At 68.1% G+C, this 18,150-nt stretch carries 18 protein-coding genes; 5 read left to right on the forward strand and 13 right to left on the reverse strand.

Annotated features, from left to right (window positions below; genetic code table 11):
- Positions 1–127: 127 nt before the first annotated feature.
- The 3 genes from thrC to thrA are packed head-to-tail and all read right to left on the reverse strand — an operon-like array spanning position 128 to position 4,859.
- Positions 128–1,414, reverse strand: a complete 1,287-nt coding sequence (thrC, locus tag AC5YGJ_RS05260; protein ID WP_496185970.1) for a threonine synthase — start codon at positions 1,412–1,414, stop codon at positions 128–130.
- A 29-nt stretch (positions 1,415–1,443) separates the two neighbouring features.
- Positions 1,444–2,358: a homoserine kinase gene (locus AC5YGJ_RS05265; RefSeq protein ID WP_309336730.1), complete on the reverse strand. Its 915-nt coding sequence runs from the start codon at positions 2,356–2,358 to the stop codon at positions 1,444–1,446.
- Positions 2,355–4,859: a bifunctional aspartate kinase/homoserine dehydrogenase I gene (thrA, locus tag AC5YGJ_RS05270; RefSeq protein ID WP_496185971.1), complete on the reverse strand. Its 2,505-nt coding sequence runs from the start codon at positions 4,857–4,859 to the stop codon at positions 2,355–2,357. The genes AC5YGJ_RS05265 and thrA overlap by 4 nt, the downstream gene beginning before the upstream one ends.
- 27 nt (positions 4,860–4,886) lie before the next feature.
- Here thrA and AC5YGJ_RS05275 point away from each other — a divergent pair, with 27 nt between their 5' ends.
- A complete protein-coding gene (locus tag AC5YGJ_RS05275) occupies positions 4,887–5,207 on the forward strand; it encodes a hypothetical protein (RefSeq protein WP_496185972.1) in 321 nt (106 codons plus the stop codon).
- Between the two features lie 9 nt (positions 5,208–5,216).
- Here the strand turns inward: AC5YGJ_RS05275 and AC5YGJ_RS05280 are convergent, their stop codons facing one another.
- Both AC5YGJ_RS05280 and AC5YGJ_RS05285 read right to left on the reverse strand, forming a co-directional pair.
- Positions 5,217–6,167, reverse strand: coding sequence for a DMT family transporter (locus AC5YGJ_RS05280; protein WP_496185973.1), 951 nt, complete (start codon positions 6,165–6,167; stop codon positions 5,217–5,219).
- A gap of 127 nt (positions 6,168–6,294) precedes the next feature.
- Positions 6,295–6,990: a helix-turn-helix transcriptional regulator gene (locus tag AC5YGJ_RS05285; RefSeq protein WP_249844189.1), complete on the reverse strand. Its 696-nt coding sequence runs from the start codon at positions 6,988–6,990 to the stop codon at positions 6,295–6,297.
- Between the two features lie 93 nt (positions 6,991–7,083).
- Here AC5YGJ_RS05285 and AC5YGJ_RS05290 point away from each other — a divergent pair, with 93 nt between their 5' ends.
- On the forward strand, positions 7,084–7,884 hold the full coding sequence (locus tag AC5YGJ_RS05290; RefSeq protein ID WP_496185974.1) for a DUF6491 family protein: 801 nt from the start codon (positions 7,084–7,086) through the stop codon (positions 7,882–7,884).
- Here the strand turns inward: AC5YGJ_RS05290 and AC5YGJ_RS05295 are convergent.
- The 3 genes from AC5YGJ_RS05295 to AC5YGJ_RS05305 all read right to left on the reverse strand — a co-directional run bounded on the left by AC5YGJ_RS05295 (position 7,881) and on the right by AC5YGJ_RS05305 (position 9,863).
- Positions 7,881–8,933: a linear amide C-N hydrolase gene (locus AC5YGJ_RS05295; protein WP_249844191.1), complete on the reverse strand. Its 1,053-nt coding sequence runs from the start codon at positions 8,931–8,933 to the stop codon at positions 7,881–7,883. The two genes, AC5YGJ_RS05290 and AC5YGJ_RS05295, sit on opposite strands and share 4 nt — an antisense overlap.
- A gap of 67 nt (positions 8,934–9,000) precedes the next feature.
- Positions 9,001–9,414 carry a DUF6691 family protein gene (locus AC5YGJ_RS05300; RefSeq protein ID WP_249844192.1) on the reverse strand — a complete coding sequence of 138 codons (414 nt, stop codon included), beginning with the start codon at positions 9,412–9,414 and terminating at the stop codon, positions 9,001–9,003.
- Positions 9,411–9,863: a YeeE/YedE family protein gene (locus AC5YGJ_RS05305; protein WP_423172521.1), complete on the reverse strand. Its 453-nt coding sequence runs from the start codon at positions 9,861–9,863 to the stop codon at positions 9,411–9,413. Before AC5YGJ_RS05305 ends, AC5YGJ_RS05300 begins: the two co-directional genes overlap by 4 nt.
- Before the next feature lie 71 nt (positions 9,864–9,934).
- Between AC5YGJ_RS05305 and AC5YGJ_RS05310 the strand changes: the two genes are divergently transcribed.
- The gene (locus AC5YGJ_RS05310) at positions 9,935–10,255 is read left to right on the forward strand and encodes an ArsR/SmtB family transcription factor (protein WP_496185975.1); all 321 of its coding nucleotides are present in this window, start codon (positions 9,935–9,937) and stop codon (positions 10,253–10,255) included.
- Between the two features lie 16 nt (positions 10,256–10,271).
- On the opposite strand, the gene AC5YGJ_RS05315 is transcribed toward AC5YGJ_RS05310, so the two are convergent.
- From AC5YGJ_RS05315 to AC5YGJ_RS05335, 5 genes are all read right to left on the reverse strand, one after another.
- On the reverse strand, positions 10,272–10,700 hold the full coding sequence (locus AC5YGJ_RS05315) for a BLUF domain-containing protein (RefSeq protein ID WP_496185976.1): 429 nt from the start codon (positions 10,698–10,700) through the stop codon (positions 10,272–10,274).
- Between the two features lie 83 nt (positions 10,701–10,783).
- A complete protein-coding gene (locus AC5YGJ_RS05320; protein ID WP_496185977.1) occupies positions 10,784–11,917 on the reverse strand; it encodes a hybrid sensor histidine kinase/response regulator in 1,134 nt (377 codons plus the stop codon).
- On the reverse strand, positions 11,914–12,489 hold the full coding sequence (locus tag AC5YGJ_RS05325) for a chemotaxis protein CheB (RefSeq protein WP_496185978.1): 576 nt from the start codon (positions 12,487–12,489) through the stop codon (positions 11,914–11,916). Before AC5YGJ_RS05325 ends, AC5YGJ_RS05320 begins: the two co-directional genes overlap by 4 nt.
- The gene (locus AC5YGJ_RS05330; RefSeq protein WP_309336710.1) at positions 12,489–13,313 is read right to left on the reverse strand and encodes a CheR family methyltransferase; all 825 of its coding nucleotides are present in this window, start codon (positions 13,311–13,313) and stop codon (positions 12,489–12,491) included. Before AC5YGJ_RS05330 ends, AC5YGJ_RS05325 begins: the two co-directional genes overlap by 1 nt.
- The gene (locus AC5YGJ_RS05335; RefSeq protein WP_496185979.1) at positions 13,310–16,420 is read right to left on the reverse strand and encodes a response regulator; all 3,111 of its coding nucleotides are present in this window, start codon (positions 16,418–16,420) and stop codon (positions 13,310–13,312) included. Before AC5YGJ_RS05335 ends, AC5YGJ_RS05330 begins: the two co-directional genes overlap by 4 nt.
- 151 nt (positions 16,421–16,571) lie before the next feature.
- On the opposite strand from AC5YGJ_RS05335, the gene AC5YGJ_RS05340 reads away from it, so the two are divergent.
- A complete protein-coding gene (locus AC5YGJ_RS05340) occupies positions 16,572–17,735 on the forward strand; it encodes a two-component system sensor histidine kinase NtrB (RefSeq protein WP_496185980.1) in 1,164 nt (387 codons plus the stop codon).
- Positions 17,725–18,084, forward strand: coding sequence for a response regulator (locus tag AC5YGJ_RS05345; RefSeq protein ID WP_249844201.1), 360 nt, complete (start codon positions 17,725–17,727; stop codon positions 18,082–18,084). Before AC5YGJ_RS05340 ends, AC5YGJ_RS05345 begins: the two co-directional genes overlap by 11 nt.
- Positions 18,085–18,150 lie beyond the last annotated feature (66 nt).

An 18,150-nucleotide genomic window follows, 5' to 3' on the forward strand; every position in this document is an offset into this window, starting at 1 on the left:
AGTATGGTGGGTTAGGTTGCCGGCCAGCGGCCGGCACTACCGGGCGGCGTCCATCCGGTCGCACCCAACCCGCGCTGCATCCTTGTGGTAGTGCCGGCCGCTGGCCGGCAACCCCGGACATCCTCGATCAACGCAACAACACCCCACGCAGCGCCGCGTAGTCGGCCGCCAACGGTTCAGCATGCGCCGGCCGCTGCAGCAGCGCCTCCAGCGCCGGCGGCACCGCCACCGTTTCGCCGATCAACGGCTCCACCACCGCCTCGAACTTGGCCGGATGCGCGGTAGCCACCACCGCCCAGTCGCCCTTGGCGCCACGCGCACGCAGGTCCTGCAGTACCTTTACCGCCGTCGCCGTGTGCGGGCAGAACAGCTCGCCGCGGCTGGCATGCGCACTGGCAATCGTGGCACGGATGGTCACATCATCCACCGCGAATGCACGGAACGCCGCGCGCAATTCGGCATCATCGCCGTGGTAGAGCCAGCGCAGCCGCTCGAAGTTGCTCGGCGCGCCCACGTCCATCGCATTGGCCACGGTCGCCACGCTGGCCTGCGGCTGGTAGTCGCCGCCGTTGAAGTACGCCGGCAGCACGGCATTGGCGTTGGTCGCCAGCACGATCTGGCCGATCGGCACGCCCAGCGCGCGCGCCAGCACCGCGGCCATCGCATTGCCGAGGTTGCCGGTCGGTACCACCAGGTTGAGCCGGCGCCGGGTCTGAGCATGATGGGTCAGTGCCGCATGCGCGTAGTAGCTCATCTGCGGCAGCAGACGCCCCAGGCTGATGCTGTTGGCCGAACTCAACGGCACCTGGGCCTGTAGTTCGCGGTCGGCCAGCGCCTGCTTGACCATGGCCTGGCAGTCGTCGAACGCACCGGCCACGCGCAGCGCCACGATGTTGTCGCCGAAGCAGCCAAGCTGATGCGCCTGCCGGGGCGACACGCGGCCATCCGGATACAGCACCACCACGCGCACACCAGGCTGGCGATGGAACGCCGCCGCCACCGCGGCACCGGTATCGCCGGAGGTGGCGACGACAATCGTCAGGTCGCGATCCTGGCCGGCCTGCAGCCGCGACAGCGTGCCGGCCAGGAAGCGCGCACCGATGTCCTTGAACGCGGCGGTCGGCCCATGGAACAGCTCCAGCACATGATCGCCGTCGCCAAGCGGACGCAGCGGCACCGGGAAGTCGAAGGACTCATGGCAGATCGACGGCAACGCGGACGCCAGCGCATCGCCGGCAAAGAACGGCGCCAGCAGATCAGCTGCGGTCTCGGCCAGTGTCGCGCCGGCGCGCAGTTCACGCGCAGCCAGCAGCGTCCCGGGCACATACAGGCCGCCATCGGGCGCCAATCCAGCAGCGATGGCCGCGCTGAGGCCGACGGCCGGCGATTGGCCACGGGTCGAAACAAAGTGCATGGGTTCGGTATCCAGTAAAGGGGAAGGATTCAGCACAGCCGGGCTCCCGGCGCATCCAGCGGCGACACCCATGCGTCGCTGTCGAAGCCGGCGGCAGCAAAGGCCGCCTGCACCGGCGCGGCGGCGGCGTGGGCCTGCCCGGCATCTTCAAACCAGGCGAATACGCTGGGACCGGCACCGGAGATGCCCGCACCCATCGCCTGCGCCGCCAGCGCTGCGTCGCGCGCCGCTTCAAAGCCCGCGATCAGGCCAGCCCGCCGCGGCTCGACCAGCACATCGCGCAGCCCGGACCGCACCAGTCCGGCATCGCTGCGGTGGCAGCCACTGAGCACCAGCGCCAGATTCGCGCTCTGCGCCACGAACTCGCCCAAGGCATAACTGCCCTGCAACGCCTGTCGTGCGCGTCGCGTTTCCAGCACCGCGTGCGGATGTACCAGCAGGCTGTGCCACTGCGCCGGCACCGGAATCGGCAGCAGCCGATCGGCCGTGCACAACGCCAGCCCACCCAGCAGCAGCGGGCCCACGTTATCGCCGTGGCGGCCGCCACTGGCCACCGCCTCGCCCTCCAGCGCGAATGGATACAACGCCTCACGCGACAGCGGCAGCTCCAACAGCGCGTTGGCGGCGACCAGTGCCGCCACGCAGGAGGCTGCCGAACCACCCATGCCCGAGCCGAATGGAATGCCCTTGTCGATCTCGATGGCGAAGCCGAACGCCAGCCCCAGCCGCTCGCGCAGCGATATCAACGCGGCGCCGGCGGTATTGCCGGCCGCCTCCAGCGGCAACTCGACCGCGCTGCCGCGGATGGCATCGATGCGCACCACCGGTTCATCGATGCGACGCACGCTCACGGTATCGCCGATGCCCGCAATCGCGTGGCCAAGAATGTCAAAGCCGACCGCAACGTTGGCCACCGAAGCAGGCGCGAACGCACGTGCGATCACAGGCGTGCTCCTTCACCGGCGGCCACCCGCAGCAGGTCGGCGAACACACCGGCGGCGGTCACTTCCGGTCCGGCACCGGGGCCCTGCACCACCAGCGGGTTGTCGCAGTAGCGACGGGTACGGAACTGCACCACGTTGTCGGTCAGCCGCAGGTTGGCGAAGGCGTGGTCGGCCGGCAGCTCCTGCAGGCCGACCGAAGCGCCATCGGCACCCAGCCGCGCCACGTAGCGCAGTACCGCACCGCGCTTGCGCGACTCCTGCAGCCGCTGCAGCAGGCTGGCATCGGACTCGCCCAGGCGCGCCATGAAGTCATCCACGCTGCCCTCGCGCAGCAGCGCCGGCACCAGGCTTTCGACCTGTACCTGTTCCAGGCTCAGCGCGTGCCCAGCCTCGCGCGCCAGGATCACCAGCTTGCGCGCCACGTCCACACCGGACAGATCATCGCGCGGGTCCGGTTCGGTGTAGCCCATCGAGCGCGCCTGCGCCACCAGCGCCGAGAACGGCTGGCTGCCATCGAAGCGGTTGAACAGCCAGGCCAGCGTGCCGGAGAAAATGCCGTCGATGGCCAGCACCTCGTCACCGGTATCGACCAGATCGCGCAGCGTAGTGATCACCGGCAGGCCCGCACCTACCGTGGCTTCGTAGCGGAAGCGCGCCCCGCTGGCGGCGGCGGCCGCACGGATGCGCTGGTAGCGCGGCAACGGGCCGGCGCCAGCCTGCTTGTTCGGCGTGACCACATGGATGCCAGCTGCCAGCCAGCCCTCGTAGCGTTCGGCCACCTCGGCACTGCCACTGCAGTCGATCACCACCGCATGCGGCAGGTGTGCGCCCAGCAGATGCTCGGTGAAACGATCCAGGTCACTGGCCTCACCGGCCTGCTGCAACGCCTGCCGCCAGTCGGCGTGCAGGCCGTCGGCTTCCAGGCGCATGCGCGAACGCGAGGCCAGCGCGCGCAGGCGCAGGTCGACGTTGGCCTTGGCCAGCAGCTGCGGCCGCGCCACCAGCAACTGGTCCAGCAGCGCGGCGCCCACATTGCCCGGCCCGATCACACCCACCGCGAAGGTCTGCGGCGACAGCCAGAACCCGGCATGTGCAGCGCGCAGCGCGCGGGTGGCATCGGCGCTGTCCACCGCCACCGAAATGTTGCGCTCGGACGAGCCCTGGGCGATGGCCAGGATGTTCACCTGCGCACGGCCCAGCGCCTCGAACAGGCGCGCCGCCACACCCGGCTGGCCGGCCATGCCGTCGCCGACCGCCGCCAGCACACTCACTCCCTCGCTGACCTGCACGCGCTGCACCTGGCCGACCGACAGTTCATGCGCGAACGCGTGCAGCAGTGCTTCGCGACCGCGTGCGGCTTCGGCGGCGCGTACCACGCAGCAGATCGAATGTTCCGACGAGCCCTGCGAGATCATCACCACCGACACCTGTGCCTGGCGCAGCGCAGCGAACACACGCTCGGCCGTACCGGGCACGCCGATCAGGCCGGTGCCTTCCAGATTCAGCAGGGCCAGCCCAGGGCTCAGGGTCAACCCTTTCACCGGCCCGCGCGGCGAGCGCTCGGCGCTGATGCGCGTACCCGGATGTGCCGGCTGGAAGGTATTGCGGATGAAGATCGGCAGGCCGAGGCGGATCGCCGGCGACATCGTCTGCGGGTGCACTACCTTGGCGCCGAAATAGGCCAGCTCGCAGGCTTCGTCGTAGCTCAGCGACTCCAGCTGCACCGCCTCGGGCACCAGCCGCGGGTCGGCCGACAGCACGCCATCGACATCGGTCCAGATGTGCAGCTCATCCGCATTGAACAGCGCGGCGAAGATCGCACCGGAGTAATCGCTGCCATTGCGGCCGAGGGTAGTGATGCGGTCGTGGCGGTCACGGGCGACGAAGCCGGTGGCGACCAGCCGCGACTGCTGATGCTGCAGGCGCCATTTGGCCAGGCGGTCCGCACTGGCTTCCCAGTCCACGTCCACGCCCAGCTCACCATGCCCCACCACCAGCACGTCGCGCGCATCGAGCACCGCGCAGTCTTCGCCCAGCGCGCGCAGATGGGTACCCAACAACTGTGCGGAGAACACTTCGCCCAGGCCCTGCACGCGGTCGAGCACCTCGCGCGGCAGCTCGCCGATCACCGCCAGCGCCGCCAGCACCTCTGCCAGTTGATCGAAGCGCGCATCGATCCACTCCACGGTGTCGCCCACGTGCTCGCCGAGCAGGGCCACGGCAGCGCCGCGATGACGGGCGCGCAGCGCATGCCAGGCCTCGCGCCAGCCTGCATCGCCCTTGGCCGCCAGCTGCGCCAGCTCGATCAGTGCGTCGGTGACGCCCTTCATCGCCGAGACAACGGTGACCTGCAGGGTTTCGGGGCGGGCCAGCAGCAGGCCGGCGACATGGCGGTAGCGCTCGGCATCGGCCACGGAGGTGCCACCGAACTTGTGCACGACAGTGGTCGGCGCAGCCAGATCGGCCGGGGCTACGGGATGGGCGGGGGCGTGGAGAGACATGCAGACCTCGGCAGGAGGCCCCGTCGCATGCAGGTGTCGAGTTTCCCCGCCACCTGGATGGTGCGGGGCCGTGGTTTTCGGGAGTTACACGAAGACGACGGGCCGCACCAGGGCAGTGGTGACGGTGGTGGTGGTAATGGTGGTGATGGCGACCTGCGCAGTCGAACGGCCCGCGGTGGCGGGGGCGATCAGGCTGGCGTGGGCGGCATCAAGGACCATGGCGTACAGAAAACACTGCGCGCCGGGCGGCTGTCAAGTGCTGCGATGCAAAAATCGACTGCCGCGATCATCGCTCAACGTGCCGGCATTTGGTTGCATCTGAGACAAAGCGGGCATCAGCGCGCTTGACGCCTGCAACTAGCCCGCATGTTCGGCGATCGCCCGCGGCGCACGATGGGCATGCGCGCACAGCATCACCCCGGCGACCAGGAACACGATGGCCAAAGCTTCCAGCAGGGTTGGCCAGCGCTGCTGCCAGGCAAACGCGTACAACAGCGCGAACAGGGTTTCGAACACGATCATCTGCCCGGTGAGGGTCAGTGGCAGCAGCCGGCTGGCGCGGTTCCAGAACGCGTTGCCGAGGATCGAGGCCACCACCGCCACGCCGGCGCTGATCGCCCAGAAGCCGCTCCACTGTGCCGGGGTATGGCTGCCGGTGTGGCCGACGAACGCCATCGGCACCAGCAGCAGGGCCAGCCCGCCGGTGGTGACGCCGGTCAGCAGTGACCAGTCGTGGCTGGACAGGTCCGGGCGACGGGCCAGCCAGCGGCTGTTGCCGATCGAATACAGCGCCCAGGAGAACAACGCGCCGAACGCGCACAGCAGGCCGATCAGGCGCTGCCGCCACGGTGTTGCCAGATGCTCGGACATCAATGCTTCCCAGCCGACCAGTGCCACACCCGCCACGCACAGGCCCAACGCAGGCATCAGCTGTTTCAGCGGCACCGCGCCCTGCTCGCGCACGCCGACCACGGTCACCACCACCGGAATCAAGCCGACGATCAGCGATGCGGCCGCACCACCGGCCCACTGCACAGCGGTGGCCAACAGCAGGAAATACACCAGGTTGCCGGCCAGGCTCAGCCACAGCAGGCCGAACCACTCGGCGCGCCCCAGCTGCGGCGCCAACCGCTTCCAGCGCGGCAACAGCAGCAGCACCGCAATCAGGCCATAGACCAGATAGCGGCCAGCAGACAACTGCAGGGCATTGAATGACTGCAGCACGGCGGGCGCGAGGAAGACCACGCCCCACAGCGCGCCGGCGGCAACGCCATTGGCGATGCCCAGGGCCATCGGGTTGTTGCGCATTGGAATTGTCAGGGGGAGAGCACAGGCCGCGCAGTGTAAGCGGCGGCGCGGCGAGCGCGCTTGACCCAGGCTACTGCCCGTCGCTGTCGCTGATCTGTAGAGCCGAGCCCATGCTCGGCTCTACAGATCAGATGGCGCCCCGGCGCCAGGCGGCGGGCGTTTGCCCATATTCGCGGCGCAGTGCCCGGGTCAGTGCACTCTGCTCGGAATAACCTGCGGCCAGGGCGATATCGCTGATCGGCGCAGCGCTGGTGCGCAGCTGGTGCTTGGCCCAACGCAGCCGGCAGGCACTGAGCCAGGCCTGCGGACTGAGCCCGAACTCACGCTGGAACAGTGCATGCAGGCGGCTTTCGCTTACGCCCACGACAACCGCCATGCGCGCCACTGGCCACGCCCTTCCGGGATCGGCCTGCACCTGCGCGCACAGGCTCTGCAGCCGTGCACCGCTGCCTGCAGGCGCGAACATCTGCAGCAGCTGCGGCAACAGCGCCGGCAATGGCTGATCCTCGCGCACCTGTGCCAGCCGCTGGCGCACTGACAATGGCAGGTACAGCCAACGCTGGCGGCGCAGGTGCTCCTGGGTATCGTCATCCAGCACGCCAGGAGGGCAATCCACGATCACGAAGCCATTGGGACCATCGGCCATCTGGTCGTGTGCCTCGCCAGCGGCAACGAAGGCTCCCTGCAGCAGATCCAACCGGCCACCCTGGCCTTCCATCTCGAACTGAAGCTCACCCTGCAGCGGCAGCACCCACTGCGCATAGTCATGGCGGTCCAGGCCGGTGGCCTGTCCATAGTGCCGAAGGTGGAAGATCGCGCCCATGTGACGAGTGTGCGCGCGCCGACATCTGCCTGCAACGCGGGCGCGGAGGGGCCATGCTATGGTGCAGCCGGCTCCGACCGCAGGGATGGCAGGATGAACACCACGATCCGCACGCTTCCGCTGGTGCTTGCTGGCCTGCTGCCGATGGCCGCCGCTGGCCAGTCGCCGACCGAGCGCGCTGCCCCTGCACCACACTGCCTGGACGCACGTGACGTGCAGCAGGTCGAGCAGGAGACCGCAACGGCCATTGCCGTTCGCAATGGCCAGGGCCAGGCGTATCGCATCGATTTCAGCGCTGCCTGTCCCGGCATCAATGACGCCGGCACGCTGCGGCTGGAGGCACCGTCGGGCTGGGCCTGTGGACGCCCCAGCGAGCAGGTGGTGGTCGATGGACGCCGCTGCGCCGTGGCCGGCGTCACTCCGATCGACAACCGTGAATTCGCCAGTACGGCGCGGGCCAGTGGACGGCAATATGCCGCCACGCTCCCCAGTGTCACGGTAACCGCCAAGGGCGAGGCGCGGCAGCCGCGCAGCCGCACCCGCCAGACCTTCCAGGCGTCGCCGGCGTTCTGCTTCGCCAGCCGCCATGTACGCAGCTGGAGCGAGGATGCACAGGGCGTGGTGGTCGAAACCAACCCACGCCGCAGCGGCGGGCACCGTTTCTACCGGGTCGAACTGGCCGGCAGCTGCCCGATCCAGGCCGGCGCCACCTCGGTGTATTTCCAGTCCGGCTTCCAGAATGGCCTGATCTGCGGCAATCCCGGCGACCGCATGGTGGAGACGCCGTCGGACATTCCAGGTGACCTGCGCTCGTTCACCCCACGCTTCATGCGACCGGCCTGCCCGGTGCTGGCGGTGTATCCGAAGGACGTCCCCGACCAGGCCCCGCGCTAGCCGTCAACCCCCAGGAAGGTAAACGGTGCGCTGGGCACGAACTGGCCCAGTGCATCACCTGCGAAGGTATTGCGCTGGTCCGGGCCGAGGTCGAGCTTGAGCACCTTGCCAGCAAAATCGACCTTGTTCAGATCGACCCAGAACGTGTTCGGGGTCAACGCCGATTCGAAAAAGTACAGCCGGCGCTTGTGGTCGGCCACGGTGCGCCAGCGCGTGGACGAGATGTTCGGCTCGCCCGGCGTGGTGATGCCATAGGGCACCGACGTATTGCGGATGACGCTGAACACACTGGCCAGCGCCACCACTGGATCTTCGGCCTTGGGGATGGCATTGATGTAGAAGGACGCCCGCGCGAAGCGGTCGGCCGAGCGGTTGGTGCCCGGCAGCATCACCGTGCCACCGATCTGCTGCCAGTAAGTGTTGAGCGCCAGCTGCTGCTCGAAGATCGGCGAGTTGGTCATCACCTGGTAGCGCCGGTCATGATGGATCACCTGGCGACCGCCGATGTACTCGACGATGGCGCTGTCACCGCTGGCATCGGACAGAGACAGGTGCAGCGTCGCCTGGCGATCCTCGCCCGGCACCTTGTCGGTGATGATCGAGTACGGCTCGCGCCGCAACGCCGCCACCGCTTCGTCCACCGTGGCGAAGTTGTCCAGCACGTACTGGGCCCACAGTGAGATGGCCAGGCCGGGCTTGTTGCCACGCTGCTGCGGGTACTCCGACTCGACCAGCCACAGCAGGTTGGCAACCAGACCCTTCTCGTTCATGCCGTCGGTGGTCGACACGTCGTAGCCGGTGGCCACCACGCTGCCGTAGCGCGCCGTCCACGCCAGCGATTTCGGCCCGGCCTGGCCGGTGCGTGCCATGCCACGCGGCAGCACGTAGAGATTGGTCGCCACATCGACTTTCCAGTCCATCGACCGCGCGGTGATCACATCGCCGTTGTCACCCAGGTACACCGCACGCGTGCAGGCCAGTGCGGGGGCGCCGGCCGCCACCAGTGCCACCGCCAGCATTGCCTTCTGCTTCCACGTCATCCGTGCCATGTCGCTGCGCTCCGTTCCCCGTGATCAGCGGATCTCACCGCACGTGCGGTGACACAACGGTGAAAGCTCAGCGCGTGACCCGCGCGTGCAGCCAGAAGCCTGCCAGCATGGCGGGCACGAACCACAGCGCTTCACGCGACCCCACAGCCAGCCCGGCAAGGGCCGGCCCCGGGCAGTAGCCCGCCCAGCCCCAGCCGATGCCGAACAGGGCCGCGCCCAGCAGCAGACGCGCATCGACGCCGGTCAGCGCGGGCCGCTGGAAACCCGTGGCGAACAGCGGCTGCGTGCGCCGCAGCACCCAGCGCTGGCCCAGCGCGCTGACCAGCACGGCCGCGCCCAGCACCCAGGCCAGGGTCGGATCGAAGTCGCCGGCCACGTCGAGGAAGCCGAGCACCCGGCGCGGGTCGGTCATGCCGGCCAGTGCCAGCCCCGCGCCGAACAGCGCGCCGGACAGGCCTGCGGCCCAGATCGCGCGGCTCATGCGATGGCTCCGCCGTGACGGATCACGAAGGTGGTCAGCATCGCGCAGCCCATGAACACCAGTACCGCGGCCAATGACCGGCGCGAACCACGCGCCATGCCGCACACGCCGTGTCCACTGGTGCAGCCATTGCCCAGCCGGGTGCCGAAGCCGACCAGAAGGCCCGCGCCGACCAGCTGCCAGGCTGGCAGCGCATCGCGGATCAGCGCGCGCGCCGGCTGCCCGGGCGCCGCTTGCCACCACAGCACTGCGCCCGCTGCCAGCAGCAGACCGAGCAGGAAGGCCCAGCGCCAACCGCGCTCGCCCTGCGCGGGGCGCAGCGTGCCGGCCGCGATCCCGCTGATGCCGGCCACGCGGCCGGTGGTCGCCAGCAACAGCACCGCAGCCAGCCCGATCAGCCCGCCACCGGCCAGTGCCGCCCATGGCACGTTCATGCCCTGCCCTCGCATGTTGCGCGCATTCGATTGCCACGTAATTTAGATTTTACTAAATTAGCGCCATCCAAACCACAAGGTCAACCATGGCCCGCGCCCCGCTCGACACCACCGCGATGGCCGAACATGCCGCGCATGCGGCCGCCCTGCTCAAGAGCCTGGCCCACCCGGCGCGTTTGCAGGTGCTGTGCCGGCTGGTGGAAGGCGAAGCGCCGGTGCCTGAACTGCAGGCATTGACCGGGCTGAGCGCATCGGCGCTGTCGCAGCATCTGGCGGTGCTGCGCGCGCTGGACATCGTGGCGACGCGGCGCCAATCACAATCGATCCACTACCGGATGATCGAAGGCCCGGCACTGGGCGTACTGCAGGCATTGCACGCCGCCTACTGCGGCGGCCCGGCACGCTGAACCGAGGGGGGGGCACTCAGACGGCGTGCAGCACCGGCTGCACGACGGTGTCGAGCAGGTCCACCGGCGTGGGCGCGGAACGGTCGCCCTGCAGGGCGCGGGTAAACCCGGACCAGTCGCCGGATGAGAGCTGGCGCAGCAGCATCGCGTCCACCGCCAGTGCGCGCATCGCCCAGTAGGGAAACTGGCGCTGGCCCAGACGTCCGCGCGCCAGCTCCACGATGTCGACATGGCTGCCCGCCTGCAGGATGCGTTCGTACACCGAATCGATGCCATCCGGCGGACCTTCGATGTACTGCAGGAAGCGAGCGCCGTCATGCAGCAGTACGCCTGTCACCCCGGCCAGCTTGTTGAAGCGCGCGGCGTCTTCGACCAATGCATCCAGCCTTTCGGGTGACAGGTCCGGTGACGCCTGGCTGACGTAGGCGATGGCGCGCAGAGGCATGGCGCTTCCCTGGCAGGAGGTGAAGCCACGGTAACAGTTGCGGACGAGCCCGTCTCAGAAGTGGTTCACGCTTGCTGAAGAGTTCAGTTTGCGGTCACGCCCGGGACGTCGCAGCGTCGGGGCAGTCGCGCCTCGAACACCACCTGCCCGGCCTCGTTGCTGGCCTGGATGCGCCCGCCGTGGGCACGTACGAACTGATCGACGATGTACAGGCCCAGGCCCAACCCGTTGCTGGGATGGAAGCTGGCCTTGAACGGTTCGAACAGGCGCGGCAGCAGGGCTTCATCGATGTGCCCGGCATTGCTCACCCGCAGCAGCACGTTGCGCGCATCGCGGCCATCCACCTCCACCCTCGCCTCGCTGCCATGAGTCAGCGCATTGCCGATCAGGTTGGCCGCGACCTGGCCGAGGCGATCGAAATCGCCCTGCAGCGCGGTGTCACCGTGCATGTCCAGGCGGATCCGCGAGTGGCCATGCGCGCTGCCGGCTTCGGCCACCACCGCACGCGCCACATCGCCCAGATCGCAGCTGCTCGCCTGCAGGCGCAGGCCGCCGCTGCGGATCCGCGAGAAGTCCAGCAGCTGCTCCACCATCCGCGCCATGCGCAGCGTACTGGCCTCCAGGTGCGCCAGCGTCTGGCGGGCGCCGATGTTGTCGGCAGGCAGGTCCAGCGCCAGCTTGTCGGCGCACAACAGGATCGCCGACAACGGCGTGCGCAGGTCGTGGGTCAGCACCGCCGCCATGGTCTCGTTGAGCTTGAGGGCGCGCTCCAATGCCTCGTTGCGCGCCTTCAGCAGCTGCCGCTGCTGGTACAGCTCGATGAAGACATTGACCTTGCTCAGGATCACCTGCGGCGCCACCGGCTTGTGCAGGAAATCCACCGCGCCGGTCTCATAGCCCTTGAAGGCGCGCACCGGGTCATCCGGCGAGGCGGTCAGGAAGATGATCGGGATGGTGCGGCTGCGGTACGAACCCCGCATCAGTTCGGCCAGGGTGAAGCCGTCGATCTCCGGCATGTGCACGTCCAGCAACGCCAACGCCACCTCATGTTCCAGCAGAAGCTCCAGCGCCTGTGCGCCCGAGCCGGCCAGCAGCAGATTCACGCCCTCGCGCTGCAGCAGCGCCTGCATGGCTACCAGGTTCTGCGGCACGTCATCGACGATCAGCAGGTTGACCGGGGTCTGCGATTGCGCAGGGTCCGGTGGCAGCAGATTCATGCGGAAAACTCCTTCAGGCGACGGCACATCAGTTCAAGGGGCAGCACGGCATCGGCGCCAGCGTGCTGCAGGGCGGAGGCCGGCATCATCGATGCCTCGGCCTCCTCGGGACATTGCAGCCAGGCGTGGCCACCAGCAGCGCGAACCGCAGCCACCCCTTCGCTGCCGTCGCTGCTGGCCCCGGTCAGCAACAGGGCCAGTACCTGCGGGCCAAACACCGCAGCAGCCGATTCGAACAACGGGTCGATGGCCGGGCGCGAATACAGCACCGGCGCGTCAACCGACAGCGCTACCGAGGCCGCGTCTTCCACCAGCAGATGATAGTCCGGCGGGGCGAAGGTGACGGTTCCCGGCTGCAGCGGCTGCTTGTCCTCCGCCTCGCGCACCGGCAGCGCACAGCAGGGCGTCAGCACTTCGGCAATGCGGCTGGTGCGATCGCGTGGCAGATGCAGCACCGCCAGCACCGGCGCGGGAAACGTTGCGGGCAGCGCACCGAGCACCGATTGCAGGGCAGCAACCCCGCCTGCGGATGCGCCGATCACCAGCAACCCAGGCCGCCTGCTCATGGCCATCACGCAACCTTCCGGTACAAGCGATGTTCGCGCGAACAGACCTCGAAGGCATCATGGTGACGCCCGAACTGCAGCGACTCCTTGCTGCCCAGGCCGAGGAAGCCACGATGCACCAGCGCCTCGCGGAACAGGCCGACGGCGCGGTCCTGCAGATCGCGGTTGAAATAGATAAGCACGTTGCGGCACGACACCAGGTGCACTTCGGAGAACACGGTATCGGTGGCCAGGCTGTGATCGGCGAACACTACGTTGCGGCGCAGCTGGCGGTCGAACACGGCGCCGTCGTACGCGGTGGCGTAGTAGTCCGACAACGACGCGGTGCCACCGGCGGCCAGGTAGTTGCGGCTGAACTGGGCCATCCGGTCGATGCCATAGGCGCCGGCCTCGGCCGTGGCCAGCGCCGACGGGTTGATGTCGGTGGCGTAGACAATGCTGCGCTCGAGCAGGCCTTCCTCGTGCAACAGGATCGCCAGCGACCAGACCTCCTCACCCGTGCTGCAACCGGCTACCCACAACTTCACCGAGGGATAGGTGCGCAGCACCGGCACCACCTGCTCGCGCAATTCGCGGAAGTAGGCGGGATCTCGGAACATCTCCGACACCTGCACGGTGAAGAACTGCATCGCCTGGGCGAACAGCTCCGGCTCGTGCAGCAGGCGATGCTGCAGGTCGGCCAGGCGTGCGCACTCGTAGCGCTGCATGGCCTGGCGCATGCGCCGCCGCAGCGATGACACCGCGTAGCTGCGGAAGTCGTAGTGGTAGCGCTGGTAGATCGCCTCCAGCAGGACCTTCAGTTCCAGGTCGAACAGCGCCTGATCGTTCATTGCCGCGAGCACCAGACCCGGCACAGCGAAACCAGCTTGTCCACGTCGATTGGTTTGGCGATGTAATCGTTGGCGCCGGCCTGCAGGCAGCGTTCGCGATCGTCCGGCATGGCCTTGGCGGTCAGCGCGATGATCGGCAGGTCCTGCAGATGGCGCTGCGCGCGGATCTCTCGCATCGCGGCCAGCCCGTCCTTCTCCGGCATCATGATGTCCATCAGCACCAGGTCGACCTCACGCTCGGCCAGGCGATCCACCGCCTCCTGGCCATTGCGGGCGATTTCCAGAGTCACCCCCAGCGGTTCAAGCACGCTGGACAGCGCGAAAATGTTGCGCACATCGTCTTCGGCCAGCAGCACGGTACGGCCATCAAGCACGGTGTCGCGACGGCGGGCCTCGCGCAGCAGGCGCTGCTGGTCGGTGGGCAGGCTGGCTTCCACGCTGTGCAGGAACAGGGTGACCTCGTCCAGCAGGCGCTCGGGCGAACGTGCGCCCTTGATGATGATGCTCTTCGAGTAGCGGCGCAGACGCTGTTCTTCCTCGCGGCTGAGCGCGCGGCCGGTGTAGACGATTACCGGCGGGAAGCCGACATCGTCGTTGCCGGCCATGTGCTCGAGCAGGTCGTAGCCGCTGCCGTCGGGCAGCGACAGGTCCATCACCATGCAGTCGAAGGTGACCGTGCTGAGCTGCTCCAGCGCACCGGCCAGGGTGCCCACCGCGACAATCTGCAACTGCTCGCGACCCAGCAGCAGTTCCAGGTTGTGGCGCAGCTCGTTGTCGTCCTCGACGATCAGCAGGCGCCGCACGTCACGCTGACTGGTCTGCTCCAGCTGCTCGATGGCCGACACAAGGCGTTCGCGCGTGGTCGGCTTGATCGCAAAACCAATCGCACCGAGTTCGCGCGCGACCTGGCTGCGGTCCATCGCCGAGACCACGTGCACCGGAATGTGGCGGGTATCGGGGTTGCGCTTCAGGCGTTCCAGCACGCTCAGGCCGGACACGTCCGGCAGACCGATATCAAGCAGAATGCCGTTCGGTCGCAGTTCACTGGCCAGGGCCAGGGCCTCTTCGGCTGATCCGGCCACCACGCAGTCGAAGTCCAGCTCGTGGGCCAGTGCCACCAGGGCTTCGGCAAACGTCGCGTCGTCCTCCACCGCCAGGATCAGGCGGCCTGCACGCTGGCGGCGGCCGCGGTCATCGGCCACGCTGGCCGCCCCAGGCGCAGGTGATGGCGCAACCACAGGCGCGGTCGTGCTGCGTGCATCGACCACCGCTGCCGCAGGCTGGGGCAACGCAGATGCGGCAACGGGGGTGTCACCGGGCACAGACACCGGAGCGCCCTGCAACGGCAGTTCCAGAATGAAGCAGCTGCCTCGACCCGGTTCGCTGTCGACCTGGATGCTGCCGCCCATGCGCTCGGCCAGGTCCCGCGATATCGACAGGCCCAGGCCTGTGCCGCCATAGCGGCGACGGGTGCTGCCATCGGCCTGGCGGAACGCTTCGAAGATGACCTGCAGCTGCTCGCGCGCGATGCCGATGCCACTGTCGCTGACCTCGAAGCGGATGCGACCGTTGCCACCGGCACGCACATGCAGGCTGACCCTGCCGTGCTCGGTGAACTTCAGTGCATTGGCCAGCAGATTCTTCAGGATCTGCTGCAGGCGCTGGCTGTCGGCCATCAGCTGGCTCGGTGCCAGCGCGTCGGCCTCGATCTGCAGGGCCAGGCCCTTCTGCCGCGCCATCGGCTCGAACGTCTCGCGCAGGCGCTGCAGCACGCTGTCCACCACCACCACCTCATCGGCCAGCTCGACATGGCCGGCCTCGATGCGGGACAGGTCGAGGATGTCGTTGATCAGGGCCAGCAGGTCGTTGTTGGACGACAGGATCGCGCGGGCGTACTTCACCTGCTCCTCGGTGAGCGTGCCGTCCTTGTTGTCGGCCAGCAGCTTGGCCAGGATCAGCGAGCTGTTCAGCGGCGTGCGCAGCTCGTGCGACATGTTGGCCAGGAATTCGGACTTGTAGCGCGACGTAGCCGCCAACTCGTTGCTGTTGCGCACCAGCTGTGACTGTGCAACCAGCAGCGCCTGCTTCTGCGCTTCCAGCTCGTGGGTGCGCTCTTCCAGCTGCACGTTGCTCTGTTCCAGCTCGGCCTGCTGCTCTTCCAGATGGCTCTGCGACTGCTGCAGGCTGCGGCTCTGCTCTTCCAGCTCTTCGTTGGCCACCCGCAGCTCTTCCTGCTGCGCCTGCAGTTCCTCGCCCTGGCGCTGTGATTCTTCCAGCAGCACGACCAGCTGAGCGCGCAGCAGCGAAGCGCGCAGGGCCATGCCGATCGTCTCGCCACAACGCGCCAGCAGCTCGCGATCCAGATCGCGCTGCCCGCCCATCCGGGCGCGTCCCAGCTCGATGATGCCGACCACGCTGCCATCACTGCTGATCGGCGCCAGGATGCGCTCGCGCACCGGCAGGCGCCCCAGGCTGGTCTGCAGTTCAAGCAGGGCGTCGTCGCCCCCCAGCAGGTGACGGATGCGCTCGTCCCGCGCCACCTGCCCGGCCACGCCCTCCTGCAATGCCAGCGACGCGGGCATGCCGGACGGCAGCGCCAGGCCACCGGTCAGCTGCAACCTGCCTCCGTCCAGCCGGTACACGGCACCGACGTCGGCCTCCAGCTGCGCGCCCAGGCTGGTGGCTGCCGCCTCGGCGATCTGCTCCGGACCGAGGTCGCCGCGCAGGCTCATTGCCACCGCGTTCTCGGCCTCCTGCAGCCACAGTGCCCGCATTGCCTCCCGCCGCGCCTGGATGGCCCGCGAGACAATCAGCGCGATCATCAGGAACGCACAGCCGCCGATGCTGCGGTTGACGAACGAGAACGCCGAATTGGAACTGGCGGGCGCGATGTTGAATCCTATGACCAGCAGGACACAGGCGACCGCAGCCACGATGAACGGGGCGCGCGCACTGCGCTGGAACACCGTGACGCCCACGGCCAGGAAATAGGCCAGCCACACGGCATAGCCAAGCGGGACCACGAGTTCCAACGCGATGGTCGCGGCCAACAGCACAGCGGAGGCCATCCAGATCCAGCGGTCGCGCGTAGTCGCACCAGGACGCATGCAGGTCGGTTCCAGAAGACAAAGGGTGGGTGATGGTACTCCGTGTCGCATTCAGCCGCACAGGACCATTGGCACGTGCCAGACCTCCACACACCCTTCACACTGCACTGCCTAGCTTCACGTCCCTCCCTGGGGTAATGCTCATTTCCACGTGGACGCAGCCGCTTCTACGACGTCCGTGCTGACGGACCCTTCCCGCCAATTGCGACTGCTGATCGACAGCGTGCGCGACCATGCGCTGTACCTGCTTGATCCCGAAGGCATCGTGTGCAGCTGGAACCCGGGCGCAGAGCGCATCAAGGGCTATTCAGCCGCTGAAGTAGTCGGAACGCACTTCGGACGCTTCTATCTGGCCACCGACCGCGAGGCCGGCGAGCCGCAACGCCTGCTTCGCGTCGCGGCGCAGCAGGGCCATGTCGCCAGCGAAGGCTGGCGGGTACGCCGTGATGGGTCTTCGTTCCGCGCCAGCGTGGTCATCGAGCCGGTGGTTGAAGCCGGCGAACTGCTCGGCTTCGTCAAGATCACCCGCGACATCACCGAGCAATGGCAGGCACAACGGCTGCTGCGCGATGCCCAGCGTGCGCTGCGCAACACCCAGCAGTTCGAAACGGTGGGCCGGCTCAGCCGGGGGCTGTCGCACGAGTTCAACAACCTGCTGACCACCATCGGCAATGCGCTGGATCTGCTGGCCATGCGCGTAGGCAGCAACGACAGGCGCGCGGCCGAACTGCTGGATGCGGCCCAGGCCGCCACCGACCGCGGCGCGCTGCTGACCCGCCAGCTGCTGGCCTTCAGCACCGGGCAGACCCTGATCCGCGAGCCACTGGACATCAACGCACAGCTGCAGCACTGGCTGCCGGACCTGCAGCGCGCCTGCCCGCCCACGGTGGTGCTGGACCTGCGGCTGACGCCCGGCCTGCCCGCGGTGAGCACCGACGCGATGCAGCTGCAGACCGCGCTGAGCAACCTGGTGGCCAATGCCGTGGAAGCCACCCTCGATGGCGGCCGCGTCCTGGTGGCCACCGCACTGGAGCATCGGCTCGACCCGGATGCGGACAGCACGTTGCAACGTGGCTATGTCACCCTCAGCGTCTGTGACGAGGGCCATGGCATGGCTGCCGACATCGCCGAGCGCGCAACCGAACCCTTCTTCACCACCAAGGACATCGGCAAGGGCAGCGGTCTGGGCCTGAGCCAGGTGTTCGGATTCACCACCCAGAGCGGCGGCTTCGTCGACGTGTCCACCACGCCCGGTGTCGGCACCACGGTCAGCCTGCTGCTCCCTGCAATAGAGGACCCTGCCGATGACCGATGACCCGATCCGCGTACTGATGGTGGAGGACCAGACCGATCTGCGCGAGATGATCGGCCTGGCCCTGCGCGACTTCGGCATCGACGTGTCCACGACCGCCGATGCCCAGGAAGCGGCCGCGCTGCTGAAGGGCGAAGCGCGTTTCGATGTGGTGTTCAGTGACATCAGCATGCCCAACGGCATGTCCGGCATCGAGCTGAGTGAACACGTCGCCCGCGAACAGCCACAGGCGCGGATGATCCTGTCGTCCGGCTATGCGCGTTCGCAGCTGCCCCCGCTGCCCGAGCAGGTGGAATTCCTGCCCAAGCCCTACCGCCTGCGCCAGTTGGTGCAGCTGCTGAAGCAGGAGTGAGTAGTCGCCGGGCATGGCCCGGCGCTACCACCCCCTCTCCGCCGGGCATGGCCCGGCGTATCCGCT

The organism is Stenotrophomonas sp. CS3K5 (genome assembly GCF_059515225.1).